At 45.6% G+C, this 15,605-nt stretch carries 18 protein-coding genes; 4 read left to right on the top strand and 14 right to left on the bottom strand.

Annotated features, from left to right (window positions below):
- Window positions 1-19 precede the first annotated feature (19 nt).
- On the bottom strand, window positions 20-298 hold the full coding sequence (locus tag EXG77_RS05325; protein WP_023468835.1) for a YlaN family protein: 279 nt from the start codon (window positions 296-298) through the stop codon (window positions 20-22).
- A gap of 123 nt (window positions 299-421) precedes the next feature.
- Between EXG77_RS05325 and EXG77_RS05320 the strand changes: the two genes are divergently transcribed.
- The gene (locus EXG77_RS05320; protein WP_035396701.1) at window positions 422-883 is read left to right on the top strand and encodes a hypothetical protein; all 462 of its coding nucleotides are present in this window, start codon (window positions 422-424) and stop codon (window positions 881-883) included.
- A 39-nt stretch (window positions 884-922) separates the two neighbouring features.
- On the opposite strand, the gene EXG77_RS05315 is transcribed toward EXG77_RS05320, so the two are convergent.
- On the bottom strand, window positions 923-2,239 hold the full coding sequence (locus tag EXG77_RS05315) for a PhoH family protein (protein ID WP_023468837.1): 1,317 nt from the start codon (window positions 2,237-2,239) through the stop codon (window positions 923-925).
- Window positions 2,240-2,279: 40 nt separating this feature from the next.
- Window positions 2,280-2,732 (bottom strand): hypothetical protein, encoded by a 453-nt coding sequence (locus EXG77_RS05310; RefSeq protein ID WP_023468838.1) that lies wholly within the window; start codon window positions 2,730-2,732, stop codon window positions 2,280-2,282.
- A 117-nt stretch (window positions 2,733-2,849) separates the two neighbouring features.
- On the opposite strand from EXG77_RS05310, the gene EXG77_RS05305 reads away from it, so the two are divergent.
- Entirely contained in the window at window positions 2,850-3,053 is a 204-nt protein-coding gene (locus EXG77_RS05305; protein WP_023468839.1) for a YlaI family protein, read from the top strand.
- A gap of 43 nt (window positions 3,054-3,096) precedes the next feature.
- Here the strand turns inward: EXG77_RS05305 and EXG77_RS05300 are convergent, their stop codons facing one another.
- From EXG77_RS05300 to typA, 3 genes are all read right to left on the bottom strand, one after another.
- Complete coding sequence (locus EXG77_RS05300) at window positions 3,097-4,194, bottom strand: sorbosone dehydrogenase family protein (RefSeq protein WP_081637363.1); 1,098 nt, start codon at window positions 4,192-4,194, stop codon at window positions 3,097-3,099.
- 121 nt (window positions 4,195-4,315) lie between these two features.
- Entirely contained in the window at window positions 4,316-4,669 is a 354-nt protein-coding gene (locus EXG77_RS05295) for a YlaH-like family protein (RefSeq protein ID WP_023468841.1), read from the bottom strand.
- A 26-nt stretch (window positions 4,670-4,695) separates the two neighbouring features.
- Window positions 4,696-6,543, bottom strand: coding sequence for a translational GTPase TypA (gene typA, locus EXG77_RS05290; protein WP_023468842.1), 1,848 nt, complete (start codon window positions 6,541-6,543; stop codon window positions 4,696-4,698).
- A 185-nt stretch (window positions 6,544-6,728) separates the two neighbouring features.
- On the opposite strand from typA, the gene EXG77_RS16295 reads away from it, so the two are divergent.
- Complete coding sequence (locus EXG77_RS16295; protein ID WP_158581850.1) at window positions 6,729-6,899, top strand: DUF5325 family protein; 171 nt, start codon at window positions 6,729-6,731, stop codon at window positions 6,897-6,899.
- Between the two features lie 41 nt (window positions 6,900-6,940).
- Here the strand turns inward: EXG77_RS16295 and EXG77_RS05285 are convergent, their stop codons facing one another.
- The 3 genes from EXG77_RS05285 to EXG77_RS05275 form a co-directional block, all read right to left on the bottom strand.
- Complete coding sequence (locus tag EXG77_RS05285) at window positions 6,941-7,726, bottom strand: inositol monophosphatase family protein (protein ID WP_035396699.1); 786 nt, start codon at window positions 7,724-7,726, stop codon at window positions 6,941-6,943.
- Between the two features lie 124 nt (window positions 7,727-7,850).
- Window positions 7,851-8,039: a hypothetical protein gene (locus EXG77_RS05280; protein WP_023468845.1), complete on the bottom strand. Its 189-nt coding sequence runs from the start codon at window positions 8,037-8,039 to the stop codon at window positions 7,851-7,853.
- 282 nt (window positions 8,040-8,321) lie between these two features.
- On the bottom strand, window positions 8,322-8,594 hold the full coding sequence (locus EXG77_RS05275) for a UPF0223 family protein (protein WP_023468846.1): 273 nt from the start codon (window positions 8,592-8,594) through the stop codon (window positions 8,322-8,324).
- 132 nt (window positions 8,595-8,726) lie between these two features.
- Between EXG77_RS05275 and EXG77_RS05270 the strand changes: the two genes are divergently transcribed.
- Complete coding sequence (locus EXG77_RS05270; protein WP_035396697.1) at window positions 8,727-10,214, top strand: aminotransferase class I/II-fold pyridoxal phosphate-dependent enzyme; 1,488 nt, start codon at window positions 8,727-8,729, stop codon at window positions 10,212-10,214.
- Between the two features lie 56 nt (window positions 10,215-10,270).
- Here the strand turns inward: EXG77_RS05270 and EXG77_RS05265 are convergent, their stop codons facing one another.
- The 5 genes from EXG77_RS05265 to pdhA form a co-directional block, all read right to left on the bottom strand.
- Window positions 10,271-10,576 (bottom strand): SAV0927 family protein, encoded by a 306-nt coding sequence (locus EXG77_RS05265; protein WP_023468848.1) that lies wholly within the window; start codon window positions 10,574-10,576, stop codon window positions 10,271-10,273.
- Between the two features lie 110 nt (window positions 10,577-10,686).
- Entirely contained in the window at window positions 10,687-12,099 is a 1,413-nt protein-coding gene (gene lpdA, locus EXG77_RS05260; RefSeq protein WP_029342176.1) for a dihydrolipoyl dehydrogenase, read from the bottom strand.
- 3 nt (window positions 12,100-12,102) lie between these two features.
- On the bottom strand, window positions 12,103-13,395 hold the full coding sequence (locus EXG77_RS05255) for a dihydrolipoamide acetyltransferase family protein (protein ID WP_023468850.1): 1,293 nt from the start codon (window positions 13,393-13,395) through the stop codon (window positions 12,103-12,105).
- Window positions 13,396-13,496: 101 nt separating this feature from the next.
- Window positions 13,497-14,474, bottom strand: coding sequence for an alpha-ketoacid dehydrogenase subunit beta (locus tag EXG77_RS05250; RefSeq protein WP_023468851.1), 978 nt, complete (start codon window positions 14,472-14,474; stop codon window positions 13,497-13,499).
- Between the two features lie 3 nt (window positions 14,475-14,477).
- Window positions 14,478-15,560 carry a pyruvate dehydrogenase (acetyl-transferring) E1 component subunit alpha gene (gene pdhA / locus EXG77_RS05245; protein WP_023468852.1) on the bottom strand — a complete coding sequence of 361 codons (1,083 nt, stop codon included), beginning with the start codon at window positions 15,558-15,560 and terminating at the stop codon, window positions 14,478-14,480.
- Between the last annotated feature and the right edge of the window lie 45 nt (window positions 15,561-15,605).

Below are 15,605 nucleotides of genomic sequence, written 5' to 3'. Positions count from 1 at the left end.
TTCACGTTTGAGTAGAAAATCAGCACGTCTCCGCATCATGTAAATCAGATAATTGCTGTTCAAGTGATTCGAGTAATTGTTTCCCCTCACCCGCATCAATCAGTTCAAGACGTACCGCAAAATCAATCTGACGGGATAATCCGAACATTTGTGTATCCAATACTTCCTCGTAAAGAGGACATTGTGGCATCGTTAAATTCGCAAGCTGGACCTCGATCAACCGGCGGATTTTTTGTGCATCCGCTTCTAGTAGCTCAAGAGCGCGCTGGCGATGAACTGTCTCGATTTCAGTTGACAATCCAATCCCTCCTCATCAAATGACGCGTTCCTGTTATAGCTAAACTTTACCTTACTTTCGCCAACAATTCAACGTTTCGGTATAATGGATTTGTTGGACTTACACATTTAGGGGGTAGAACAAATGATTTTTCCGATTAACGGTAAAGTACGGCATCAGTTGACGATTGATCCGACAGTCTGGATCTTTGATGAACGAAAGGTGGAAATCGAGAAAATCGGTCAACCAGCCGACACAAGTGAACAAGAAGCGTACTACGCGAAAATGGGGGCTGCGTGGGATAAAGGCATCATGGAAGGCAGTCGTACGGATCACAATCGTCCGATGACACGTGCTGAAAAAGAAGCCGCGCTTCAAGGGTCATTCGCCATGGCGCTTGCACCGTTCATCCGGAATGCCGAACTTTTACCAGATGCGATTGCCATTCGTTTTGAAGGCGAAGAAACGGTTGAACTTCCACTTGAGCAACTCGACGAAGTGTATCTGCAGTTCTCACAAGACGGCAAAGTATTAGCAGATGGACCCGTTCATCTGTTACACGGACAACGGATCGTCAAATCCGTTCATAAGGTTACCGTCATATAAGGAAAACGTGGTGCGCCTGAATAGACGCACCACGTTTTTTCATAGTAAATCGGCTGCGAGGCGCGCCAAGTTCGAGCGCTCCCCTTTGACGAGTTTGACGTGTCCCGTCATCTTCTCATTTTTAAGTCGTTCTACGGCGTAGGATAAACCATTGGAATACTCATCTAGATACGGATGATCAATCTGTTGTGGATCCCCGACTAACACGATTTTCGAGTTTTCACCGACACGTGTCAAAATCGTCTTGACTTCATGTTTCGTCAAATTCTGCGCTTCATCGATGATGATGAATTGTCCCGGCATACTGCGTCCCCGGATATACGTTAAAGCTTCCAGTTGAATCGTCTTCATTCCGGCGAGAATGTTACCTAGTTCGTCTCCCGATCCCGTATTGAAAAGGTGTTCAAGGTTATCGTAGATGGGTTGCATCCACGGACGAAGCTTCTCTTCCATTTCACCCGGCAAGTAGCCGATATCGTTTCCCATCGGTACGACCGGACGAGCAACGACCAGTTTTTTATATTTATGCTCGTCTTCCACTTGCAGGAGACCCGCAGCGAGTGCAAGTAACGTTTTTCCGGTACCTGCCTTACCAACGAGTGTCACAAGTGGTACATCGTCACGTAATAATAACTCAAATGCCATCCGTTGTTGGACGTTTCGTGGAATGACGCCCCAGACTTGATCGACATCGATCGAAAGTGCCCGAATGATTGGCAGGTTCTGATCAACGACGGCGATGGCTGAAGCTTTCGACATGTTACTTTTTAAGATGACGAACTCATTCGGTTGCACTTTTTCTGGCAAGACATCCACCGAAAGCCGTTTGTCCTGATAGAAGGCATCAATATATTCCTGATCGACGGTCACTTCGATGAATCCTGTATAAAGACCGGTCAAATCAGCGATATGATCTGTCATATAATCTTCAGCGACTAATCCATACGCATCCGCTTTGACGCGGACTAAGATATCTTTTGAGACGAGAATGACATCTCGTGGGGTCGCTTCGGTTTGTTGTTCCTGATGAATCGACCACGCCAGTTCAATGATCTTATTATCGTTCGATTCATGCGTAAACGGCGAACCTTCATGAATGGAGTCCCCAATATCGACGCGAAGAATACCGCCATTTCCGAGTGGCACTCCCGCATGAAGCTGACCCGTTTCTCGTAATTGGTCTAAAATGCGAGCTGTTTCTCGTGCATTACGTCCAACCTCATCCATGTTGCGTTTTTTTCCATCTAGTTCTTCTAATACGATCGCTGGTATGACGACGTCGTGCTCCTGGAATTGGAAAAGAGAAAGTGGATCGTGAAGCATGACATTAGTATCAAGTACGTATATTTTTTTCATTCCATCGTTCGCCCCTTTAGAGTCGAGTTTGTGATGAATGTTACGCTTTTAGGATGCGATGAACGAGTTGATCCAACCGTTCAGCTGCCTGTTCATCGTATGTTTTTTCGATAGTTGGTCGTTGTGTGACCGCTGCTCCGTAAAACAAGATGTCACGTACCTCCTCAACGCGTCCCTCATAAAAAGCGAGTGGCAACGGAAGGTCTTCTTGCGGCGTAAACGCCTTGACGTCCGTACACGTTAAGCTGTACGTCGATTGATCTGCAAAAAAGATCAATGTGAAGACCGGATGTTCTCGTAATGTTTTAACGAGATGAGAATCTGCTTCGATTGTAAAACGAACCGTTTGCGAATCCGTCGCATGTACCCAACTGATTGCGTGTGTGATGGGCCAATGTTTGGATTGATCATGCGTAATCAAAAAAACAAGTGGTAATTGCGATAGTGCTTCTAGTTGATCTGAGTTGAGCTGTTGTTCAACTTTATTTGCCATGACATCACCCCCTCTACGACTTAGTGATGATATTTCGAGATATACTTCTCGTTTCCCTTTTTTACATCTGAATAATCTTCTAATATGATATACTAAGAAAAAAAGGGAGGACCTGGCATGCGAGTGAAATGTACGATTTGCGATAAGCGTGAAACGATTGATGATTGGTCCTTCACGGCGAAGCGATTACGCAATAAACCTGTTCGTGTCCACATTTGTGATGAATGTCGATCACGCATAGAAGAACGGACACTTGAACGCCACGCTTCTGGGCAATTCCATCTATACCCGACTTGGGAAACGAAACGAAAACACTGGTAAACAAAAGGTCTGCGGGGAAATTCCCTGACAGACCTTTTATTGTTCATCGATTGATACGAACGAGTCGATCATCATCTGCCGATGGATTCCCTCTTCCGTCCGTATTATTTGTAATATAGTAAATCGATGTCTCGTCAATCCAGACATCTCGAATCCGACCTTGATTTTCGACGATTGTCTTGACTTGCTTCGTCTCTAGATCGATGGTTTGTAATCGTTGTCCGACAAGTGTTGCAAAATAAAGTATATTCTCTGCCGTTGCAACTCCACTTGGTGCTACAGATTGTTCTCCTACTTCGTACCACGGCGTCACCAGTCCATCTGCTTGTTCTTTCCCTTCAATCGTCGGCCATCCATAATTCTTTTGCTCGATTCGGTTGATTTCATCATGCCCACTTTGCCCATGTTCACTTGCATACAGTTGATCATCGACGAAAACAAGTCCTTGTGGATTCCGATGACCGAGACTGTAGACATATCCTTTTTGATTCCCCTCGAACGGTTTCCCTTCAGATGTGATGCGTAAAATCTTTCCTGCCAATGAATCAATGTCTTGCGCTAGTTCGGGATTTGCTGCGTCTCCTGCTGTGACGTAGAGTGCGCCCTCAGGTCCCCACTCCAGTCGTCCCCCGTTATGAATCGTCGCTCCGGGAATATCATCGAGTAAGACACGTTCTTCCGTCCACTGATCACCCTCTTCTTTTATCTCAATGACGCGATTCGTCGCTTGTCCTTGTTTGGCGTACGTATGGTAGACGTATGCTGTCTGATTGTCCTTAAAATCAGGATCAAGTACCATCCCAAGCAATCCACCTTCTCCTTCAGCGAGGACATCCTCTTTCAGCTGAAGGCGCATCCGTTCATAATCATCTTTTTCTCCTTTGACAATCGTTCCTTCTCGTTCCGTGATGTAAAATACCTCTCCTTCTCGGACAATATTCCACGGAGCGTTTAGTTCTTTAAATACGACACCTTCTTGTGCTTGAGATGATTGCGTCGCTTCTTGATCACCTGAATCCTGTTGATTGTTTTCTTGTGTCGTCTGATTCGTTTCCTCTGTTGACGATTCTTCTGACGTTTGTGTACAACCCATCAGAATACCCGCTAACAGGAGGGGTGATATGACATACTTGATCTTCAATGTTTTCTCCCCCTTTTAGTATTCTAGTTCCCGCTACGCTTTAAATCATGCATCTGAATTGGCTCAAAAAAAGAACGAACCTCCGAAGAGATTCGTTCTTTTGATTCATGACATGCTTCCGTCAAGAAGCTGTCCGTTCACGTTCACGCTTGACCATCCACATCCGGAAGCGATAAATACCAAGTACGAAGACCATCGCTAAGAGTACTTCAGGAATCGGCCATGTCCAGAAGACAAGCGTCAATGCTGCCGAGAAGACGGCGAGCAAGAGATAGACGATCAGTGATTTCCACCATGCTAGTTCCTTAGCAAATCCTAACTTAAAGACGACAAGTGTCAAGATGACGACAGTGATCATTAAAGGATAAAATCCCGCTTCGATGTTATTCGGATCACTTCCGATACCGAGAAGTTTCGCGATGAACGGAATATCGTATTTCGAGAAATCAGAAGCAACGGCAGCTTGTGCATTCATTGCCAGTCCCCCTATTCGTTCAAGACTTAATCTTTACCTAGACGACGACGTTTTTCTTGCTTTTCACGTTCGTTCTTATTCAAGACTTGTTTACGGAGACGAACCGATTGTGGTGTGATTTCACAGTACTCATCTTCGTTCAAGAATGTCAACGACTCTTCAAGTGAGAAGACACGTGGACGTTTAAGAACGTTCGTTGAATCTTTTGCAGATGCACGCATGTTCGTTAATTGTTTTGCTTTAACGACGTTGACAGCGAGATCGACATCACGGTTACATTCGCCGATGATCATACCTTCGTATACTTCAATACCAGGCTCGATGAAGATCGTTCCGCGGTCTTCAAGAGCTGAGATCGCGTAAGCAGTTGCTTTACCTGTTTCGATCGAGACCATAACTCCACTACGACGTCCACCAATATCCGCTTGGATGAACGGACGGTATTCTTCGAATGTGTGGTTCATGATTCCGTATCCGCGTGTAGCAGAAAGGAATTCGTTACGGTAACCGATCAAACCACGTGAAGGAACGATGAATTCCATTTTTGTTTGACCGTTGTCCATTGTTTGCATGTTCGTCAATTCACCTTTGCGGAGACCGATCGATTCCATGACAGAACCTGTGTACTCTTCTGGTGTATCGATGACGACGCGTTCGAATGGCTCGACTTTGACGCCTTCTTCTTCTTTGATGATTACTTGCGGTTTCGATACTTGAATTTCGTATCCTTCACGGCGCATGTTTTCGATCAAGATCCCGAGGTGAAGTTCCCCACGACCAGAAACAATCCAGCGGTCCGGTGAGTCTGTGTTTTCGATGCGAAGTGAAACGTCTGTTTCGAGTTCTTTTTCAAGACGCTCTTCGATTTTACGTGAAGTAACGAGATCCCCTTCACGACCAGCGAATGGCGAGTTGTTGACGATGAATGTCATTTGAAGCGTTGGCTCATCGATACGTAATAATGGGAGTGGATCAACGTGTGAAGTCGGGCAAACCGTCTCACCGACGTTGATATCTTCCATACCAGCGATCGCAATCAAATCTCCAGCTTTTGCTGTTTCGATTTCGACACGTTTTAGGCCGAAGTAACCGAACAACTTCGTAACACGGAAGTTCTTCGTTGAACCATCAAGTTTTGAAAGCGAAACGCTATCACCAACTTTGATTTCTCCACGGAAGACACGACCGACACCGATCCGTCCGAGGTAGTTATCATAGTCAAGCATCGTCACTTGGAACTGAAGCGGCTCCATTGTGTTATCGACAGGCGCTGGTGTGTGCTCAAGAATTAAATCAAGAACGTTTGTGATTGTATCTTCTTGTTTCTCTAATTCAGGTTCAAATGAACTTGAGCCGTTGACTGCCGATGCATAAACGACTGGGAATTCGAGTTGATCTTCGTCAGCTCCGAGGTCGATCAAGAGATCAACGACTTCGTCGACGACTTCAAGAGGACGGACCATCGGTTTGTCAATTTTGTTGACGACGACGATTGGTTGAAGTCCTTGCTCGAGTGCTTTTTTCAAAACGAAACGTGTTTGTGGCATACAGCCTTCACGTGCATCGACAACGAGGATAACGCCATCAACCATACGCATGATCCGCTCAACTTCTCCACCGAAATCGGCGTGTCCTGGCGTATCAACGATGTTGATGCGTGTGTTCTTGTAATCAATTGCAGTGTTTTTCGCAAGAATCGTGATTCCACGTTCCCGCTCGATGTCATTTGAGTCCATTGCGCGTTCTTCGACTTGTTCGTTCGTACGGAACGTACCAGACTGTTTTAAAAGCTCATCGACTAATGTTGTTTTACCATGGTCAACGTGGGCGATGATCGCAACGTTGCGTAAATCATTTCGTACTAATGTTGTCATAGGTGTGTACCTCTTTCTATTCATTTAAATAAATCTTATCATACTTTCGGTCAACTTTAAGAGTATAGCACAGGTAGAGTCCTAATTGGCAATGACTAAGATTCGACATCAGTCCGAAAGCCTTTTCATTATCCTTCATTCACGCTACACTGTTAACGTACTCACGGGTAGAGGGGGAAAAGAACATGCGCCTGCTATTTTTATTACTCGCCATGCTTGCCGTAGGATCCATGGCAGCCATCGGCATCTTCATCGCGGAACAAAACGTCCCGATGACGATCGCCTCTGTCATCTTGATGATTGTTACGATGGGTGCTGGGTTCGTCTTAAAAGCACGTTTACGAAAACAAGCATGAGCAAAAAGGTTCCTTTCGTTCAAGACGAAAGAAACCTTTTTTCAATCCTCTTGTGTTTGTACGAATGTCAACACATCTTCAACGAACGTCTGGCTCCCTGCTAGCACACTCGTTTGTTCGAGAAATGACATCGATTCACCTGTGATCGTTCCGACACGCCCACCGACCTCTTCAATCAACAACTGACCGGCTGCGTAATCCCAAGGCATATTACGCATTGTGATATACCCGTCAACACGCCCTGCAGCTGTCCATGCGAGTTCGAGTGATGCTGCACCGATTGCTCGTACACCTACCGCGTGTCGTACGAGTGGTGCAAGACGATCCGTATTGATTCGACGATTTGGTGTCACCCAGGTCGCGTTCATACAGATGATTGCTTCTTTAACACTCCGCTCCTCGATTTGTGGTAATCGTATGCCGTTTTGATAAGCACCATGCCCTTTGATGACATGGAACAACTCGTCCGCCATGACATCGTAGACGAATCCATAGCGTAACTCACCATCCACCATAATCGCGATCGAGATGGCAAACATTCGTTTTTGACGGATAAAGTTCATCGTTCCATCAATCGGATCAACGAACCAGATCGTGCCTTCGAGTGTATCAGGTCGAGCGATTCGCCCTTCTTCCCCATAAATATGATGATTCGGATAGCGATCTAAAATACCTTGAATCAATAAATCCTCGACGGCTTGATCAATCTCTGTCACTAAATCGCTTTTTCCGGTTTTTTGTTCGACGTGATACGAACCATCAATTTTTTCGCGAATGTACTTTCCCGCTCGTTTGATCAAATCTATCGCATCCAACTCAATCTGCATTTGAGTTCACTCCTTCATCGTTGTTTCCAGCTTCTTCTATAGTAACAAAAAAAGAAAACCAGCGAACAGTTCGCTGGTTGAAGAGTTGATATTTTATTATAAGGTAGAGATTGGAACGTTGAAATCAAGCTTCAAGACGTACCATCTCTTGACGATATTTTTCGAGGCGCTCTTTACTTGCGCCAACAGCTTCTGCGTCACTTGCCACCATCGCATCGTGTAATGTAGCAAGCTCATAATCGATTTCGAGACGCAATACAGGAATGCGTTTTTCTGCATCTTTTCTCTTGTATGCTTCTATCACTTGTTTCACAGTAACCACACTCCTTCGCGGGATAAACAGAGGTTTAATTTGTCAGACAATTGCGACTTATTAGTGGATTGAATCTATAATAGTACGATTCAACTTAGATGTAAAGCATCTAATTTTAAAAAATACAGTTTCACATATTTGTAAGGCCAACGTCTTGTATGTAGTATATAGCCGCTTCCTTTCCACTTTAAACAAATGTTGATCATTTCCCGCACATTTCCAGTCGGATTAAAAGATAAGACTCCTACGCGATCGCATAGGAGTCTTATCTTCATGATCCAATTATTTCTTCATACGAACAATCGGTTCTTCCTGACGTTTTGCTTGTTGCATCGTCCGATAACTCGAGCAACCGGTCTCTTCCATATAAAACTGATCCCACTGTTTTTCCTCGGATTTCGAGGTGACGATTTGCTTGAATTCACGATACGCTTCGAGCAACCGTTGTCGTTCAACACCTGTCTCATACGCTTGCTCGACTAAATTAAAGAAGTCGATGACTTTCACGATTTCTTCAGTCGACCAATCGGAATTGAGCGGATAATTCAATGCCATCATTCCCACTTCCTTTCTGCACTTTTCTATTTTACACGGAAAAGAAGCATAAAACAGTTGCAACCGTCCGAAAACTTGTTATAGTTAGCTTGTTTGATTGTATTTTTATTCGGTTTTAAGGGGGGAAATCTGGTGCAAACAAAAAGCTTAACACAGCTCGATACACCTTTATTCGATGCGCTACTCGCGCATGCGAAACGTCAACCAATTCAATTTCATATTCCCGGTCATAAAAATGGTCAGGGAATGGATCCAGCCTTTCGATCGTTCATCGGTCAGAATGCGCTCGATATCGATTTAATCAATATCGCTCCCCTTGATGATCTCCATCATCCAAAGGCAATCATTAAGGAAGCTCATCAATTGGCAGCTCAAGCCTTCCACGCCGACGAAACGTTCTTTTCCGTACAAGGAACTTCAACGGCCATCATGGCGATGATCATGAGTGTCGTCGGACCTGATGATAAAATTCTCGTTCCTCGGAACGTGCATAAATCGGTGATGTCAGCTATCGTTCTTTCTGGTGCGCATCCGATTTTCATTCACCCTGAATTCGATGAGACATTCGGAATCGCGCACGGCATCACACCAAGCGCGGTAGAACGTGCCCTTGCACTTCATCCCGATACAAAAGCAGTACTCGTCATCAACCCGACCTATTTCGGCGTTGCTGGTGACTTAGAAAGCATCGTCAAGCTTTCCCATAGTAAAGGTATTCCGGTACTCGTCGACGAAGCACACGGCGTCCATATCGCCTTCCACGAAGATATGCCGTTGTCTGCGATGCAAGCAGGAGCTGATCTTGCCGCAACCAGCGTGCATAAACTCGGTGGCTCACTTACAGGAAGCTCTGTCCTGAACGTTCGTCGCGGACTTGTCTCTCCAGATAAAGTTCAAGCAGTGCTCTCGATGTTGACGACGACATCGACATCTTACCTGTTGCTCGCTTCTCTTGACTGCGCTCGGCGTCATCTTGCGATCAACGGTGAAGCGATGAATCGTCGGGCACTTGAACTTGCGACACGGATGCGCTTTGGATTAGCGAAGCTTCCTTATCTCGCTGTTTTCGGTGAATCCGATCTTCATTCGAGTGCGACGTTCGCCTTTGATCCAACGAAAGTGCTTGTTTCCGTCAAAGGGCTTGGCATTTCTGGTCACCTCGTCGAAGAGTTCTTACGTGAAGAACACCGGATCGAAGTTGAACTTTCTGATTTGAACAACATTCTCGTCATCATCACGTCTGGCGACTCAGAAGAGACGATTGATGCCTTTTTACATGCGATGTCATTACTTGTCGCACGTTATCAAAATAATGCCGCCGAGACGACTGATCATTCGATTGTTCTTCCAGACATCCCAGCGCTCGCTCTCAGTCCTCGTGATGCATTCTATGAAGAGACAGAGACGATTCCGTTGATCGATGCGGTTGGGCGGATTTCGGCTGAATTCATGATGGTATATCCACCTGGTATTCCTATCTTCATCCCAGGCGAAATGATCACGGCAGACAACCTTGCCTATATTAAAGAAAACATCGAAGCCGGTCTTCCGGTTCAAGGTCTTGAAGATCATTCGCTTGAGACGATCAAAGTCATTCAACAATCGAATGCGATTCGGTGAAGACAAGATAAAGCAGTAATCCTTAGTTAATGAGGATTACTGCTTTTTTTGTCATTTCATTCTGCGTACTCATCGTTTGGTGAACAAGGAATGAATGCTGCGAGTGCTTCACCGATTACTTCGACATCCTCTCGTTCAATCGCAAATGTACGAATTAAGACATCTCCATTCAACACATCCTGTTGATCGAGTAACGCTGACTGACCACCGGTTAAACTGACGACAAGTACTTTCCCGAAGAATTGTCCCGTACAGACGACAGCAAAATCATAGCGGGCGAGTGCAGTCGTCCAGCCGACAAAACGAACCTTATCCATTTCCGATACGTAATACAGCTCCTCTAAGGTAGTCACGGATTCCATGTGCGTCCACCCTCTCCGATTTTTACTTTTTCTTTTCCTTTTTTGTATCAAGACCAAACAAAAAAACACCTCATACACGGTCGGCTCCCCGTGTATGAGGTGTTTCGAAATTATTTAATGATGTGGATTGGGCTACCGATTGCAACTTCAGCAGTTTCCATTGCGATTTCACCGAGTGATGGGTGCGCGTGGATTGTGAGTGCGATATCTTCAGCTGTCATACCAGACTCGATTGCGAGTCCCATTTCAGCGATCATATCAGATGCGCCTGTACCAGCGATTTGCGCGCCGATCAAGAGACCATCTGATTTACGAGTGATCATTTTCAAGAAGCCGTCTGGCTCGTTGAGTGCAAGTGCACGACCATTCGCAGCGTAAGGGAATTTAGACGCGATGTAGTCGAGTCCTTCTTCTTTCGCTTGTGCTTCCGTGTAACCGACAGTAGCGAGTTCTGGGTCTGTGAAGACGACCGCTGGAATCGCGCTGTAGTCGAGGTATGCAGGGTGTCCTGCAGCTGCTTCAGCAGCAATTTTAGCTTCGAATGAAGCTTTGTGTGCAAGTGGTGGTCCTGGAACGATATCACCGATTGCGTAGATGTTTTCGTTTGAAGTACGGCACTGATCGTCGATTTCGACAAGACCACGGTCGCTGACTTTGACTTCTGCCATTTCAAGACCAAGATCACCAGTGTTCGGACGGCGACCGACAGTGACGAGGACGTAGTCCGCTTCAACTGTTTGTGCTTCACCGTTGACTTCGAATGTTACTTTAACGCCATCTTCCGACTCTTCCACACTTTGAGCAAGTGCTTCGTTGTGGATTGTGATGTTACCTTTTTGTTTGAGCTTTTTCTTAACGACTTGCGTCATAGCAGGCTCGAAACCAGAAAGGATGTCTTTTGTTCCTTCAAGAATGACGACTTCTGTATCGAAGTTCGCATACGCTGTACCAAGCTCCATCCCGATATATCCACCACCGATGACGATGAGTTTTTTCGGGATTTCAGGAAGGTTCAATGCGCCTGTTGAAGAAAGAACGCGTTTTGACCATTTGAAAGCTGGAAGTTCGATTGGAGTCGAACCTGTCGCGATGATACATTTCTTGAATTTGTAAGGAGTCGAAGAATCTTCGTTGATGATACGGACTGTATCTTCTGATTGGAAGTAAGCTTCCCCAACGACAGTCTCGACTTTGTTCCCTTTAAGAAGACCACTAACGCCGCCAGTCAATTTGTTGACGACAGATTGTTTCCAAGATTGAACTTTCGAGAAATCGACAGTTGCATTCTCAGAAGTGATCCCCATATCGCTTGAACCTTTAGCATGCTGGAAGTTATGACCTGCAGTGATCAAGGCTTTTGATGGGATACATCCAACGTTTAAGCAAACACCACCGACGTTTTCACGTTCAACGATTGTTACTTTCATACCGAGTTGCGCGCCGCGGATTGCAGCAACGTAACCACCAGGGCCAGCCCCGATTACGAGTAAATCTGTTTCTTGTGCGAATTCACCTACTACCATTGCTTATCCCTCCATGATGAGAAGTTGTGGGTCGTTCAATAGGCGTTTAACTAAGTTAAGCGCGTTTTGTGCAGTTGCACCATCGATGAGACGGTGGTCGAAGCTGAATGAAAGTGCAAGAACTGGTGCAGCAACGATTTCGCCGTTTTTAACGACTGCTTTTTCAGCGATACGGCCTATACCGAGGATTGCAACTTCTGGGTGGTTGATGACTGGTGTGAACCACTGACCGCCAGCAGAACCGATGTTAGTGATCGTGATTGATCCGCCTTTCATCTCTTCGCCAGAAAGTTTACCTTCGCGTGCTTTACCAGCAAGGTCGTTGATGTCGTCAGCGAGTGAGAAGATCGATTTACGATCTGCATCTTTAACGACTGGTACGACAAGACCGTTGTCTGTATCTGCAGCGATACCGATGTTGAAGTAGTTTTTGTAGACGATTTCTTCGTTTACATCGTCGATTGATGCGTTGATTGCTGGGTATTTTTTAGCAGCAGCAGTCAATGCTTTTACGACGAACGGAAGGTAAGTCAATTTCGTACCTTGAGCAGCCGCAACTTCTTTGAAGTTTTTACGGAGTGCTACGAGGTTCGTAACATCGACTTCGTCCATGAGTGTTACGTGTGGAGCTGTATGTTTCGAGTTAACCATTGCTTTCGAAATCGCTTTACGGATTCCTTTGATTTTCTCGCGTGTTTCAAGTTCAGGTTGAGCAGCAACGTATGGCTTAACTTCTGTTTTTGGTGCAGAAGCAGCTGCAGCTGGTGCTTTTTCTTCTGTTGCTGGTGCTTCAGAAGTTTGACCACCGTTTGCGAATGCATCGATGTCTTCTTTGACGACACGACCGTTGTCTCCAGAACCTTGGACTTCACGGATGTCGACACCTTTTTCACGTGCATATTTACGGACAGATGGCATCGCGATGACGCGTTCTGATTTATGGATTTGAACCTCGTTTGGTTTGTCTTCCACTTTTTGATCCGTATCTTGAACGTCTTTCGCGTTGTCTTCAGCTTTTGGTTGCTCTGCTTCTTCAGAAGGAGCAGAACCTTCGCCTTCGACTTCGAAAGTGATGAGGACGTCGCCAACGACAGCTACGACACCTTCGTCAACTTTAACTTCTTTAACAGTACCATCAACTGGTGATGGGATTTCAACGACTGCTTTATCGTTTTGTACTTCAAGAAGAACGTCGTCTTCCTTGACAGTGTCGCCCGCTTTTACGAACCACTTTACGATTTCACCTTCATGAATACCCTCACCGATATCCGGCAATTTGAATTCAAATAAACCCATTTGAATATGCCTCCTTTTAGTTCACTCTTCTAGTCGATTGTTATCTGTAAAAACGGAAGCAAGGAGAGAATGGACCCCTCTCCTTATTTTCCGAAATGCTCTTAGAAATTGTAGACAGTTTTGACTTTCTCAACGATATCTTTGTGATCTGGGATCCAGACGTCTTCACCTTGTGCAAATGGGAAGATTGTATCTGGAGCAGCAACACGAAGAATTGGCGCTTCGAGGTCAAGGATTGCACGTTCTTGGATTTCAGTTGCAACCATTGCAGCGATACCCGCTTGTTTTTGTGCTTCTTGAACGACGACGACACGGTTTGTTTTCTTGACAGAAGCAAGAATCGTATCGATATCGATTGGGCTGATTGTCATCAAGTCGATGATTTCGACGCTGATGTTTTCTTTTTCGAGCTCTTCCGCTGCTTTAAGTGAAGCGTGTACCATCGCACCGTAAGTGACGATTGTTACATCTGTACCTTCACGTTTTACATCAGCTTTTCCGAGTTCGATCGTGTAATCGCCCTCTGGCACTTCACCGCGGAATGAACGGTAGAGTTTCATGTGCTCGAGGAATACGACTGGGTCGTTGTCGCGGATTGACGCGATCAAAAGACCTTTTGCATCGTAAGGTGTTGAAGGAATGACAACTTTAAGTCCTGGTGACTGAGCCATGAGTCCTTCGAGGTTATCTGCGTGAAGTTCCGGTGTTTTAACACCGCCACCGAATGGTGAACGGATTGTAACAGGTGCACTGTATGTGCCGCCTGAACGGTAACGGAGACGCGCAAGTTGTGCTGCGACTGAATCGAATACTTCGAATACGAATCCGAAGAATTGGATTTCCATGATTGGACGGAATCCTGTCAGACTGAATCCGACAGCAAGACCACCAATACCTGATTCTGCAAGTGGTGTATCGAAGACGCGGTCTTCGCCGAGCTCATCTTGAAGACCTTCTGTCGCACGGAATACCCCACCGTTTTTACCGACGTCTTCACCGAACAAGAGAACTTGTTCGTCGCGTTTCATCTCGACGCGCATTGCGTCAGTGATCGCTTGGATCATCGTCATTTGTGCCATGGGTTATTTCGACTCCTTTGCTGTATACTCATCAAGCTGCTCTTGCAGGTTTTGTGGAAGCTTCTCAGCCATCACGTTGATGAAATCTGTAACTTTTTGTTTTGGTTCTTTGTCAGCTTGTGCAAGTGCTTCCTTAACGTCAGCTTTAGCTTGCTCGATGACTTCGTTCTCTTTATCTTCGTTCCAAAGACCTTTTGCTTCCATGAAAGCACGGAAACGGACGAGTGGATCTTGTGCTTGATACTCATCATCCATGTCTTTTGTACGGTAACGTGTTGGATCATCACCAGCGAGTGTGTGTGGTCCGTAACGGTAAGTCAATGTTTCGATCAATGTCGGAACACCGTTGAGTGCTTCAACACGCGCTTGTTTCGTAGCTGCGTATACAGCAAGAACGTCCATACCGTCGACTTGGATACCATTGATACCAGCAGCGACAGCTTTTTGAGCGATTGTTTTCGCCATAGATTGTTTTTCGACAGGTGTCGAGATTGCGAAACGGTTGTTTTGAACGACGAAGATTGCAGGTGCTTTGAAAGCTCCAGCGAAGTTCATACCTTCATAGAAGTCACCTTGTGAAGAACCACCATCACCTGTGTAAGTGATTGCGACTTGTTCTTTACCGCTTTTCTTAAGACCGAGAGCAACACCAGCCGCTTGAACGATCTGCGCACCGATGATGATTTGTGGCATTAAGACGTTAACACCTTCAGGAATCTTACCACCTGTGATGTGACCGCGTGAGAACAAGAATGCTTTGTAAAGTGGGAAGCCATGGAAGACCATTTGTGGAATATCACGGTATCCAGGAAGAATCCAGTCATCTTTATCCAAAGCGAATTGCGTACCAATCATTGACGCTTCTTGTCCAGCTACTGGAGCGTAGAAACCAAGGCGTCCTTGACGGTTAAGTGAGATTGCACGTTGGTCCCAGATACGTGTGTATACGAGACGGCGCATTAATTCCGTAAGCTCTTCATCCGAGAGGTCTGGCATAGCGTCTTTATTGACGACTTCACCTTTCTCGTCAAGAATGCGGAACGTTTCAAAGTTTTCTTCCACGTTTTTAAACATGTTTACGTTCATCTTTTCACCTCATCCTTTCACTGCGTTCAGCGAAATATTCCTCTG

Origin of the sequence: Exiguobacterium sp. OS-77 (assembly GCF_000414195.2) — a bacterium.
GTDB lineage: Bacteria > Bacillota > Bacilli > Exiguobacteriales > Exiguobacteriaceae > Exiguobacterium_A > Exiguobacterium_A indicum.
This window is presented reverse-complemented; position numbering and strand designations above follow the sequence as displayed.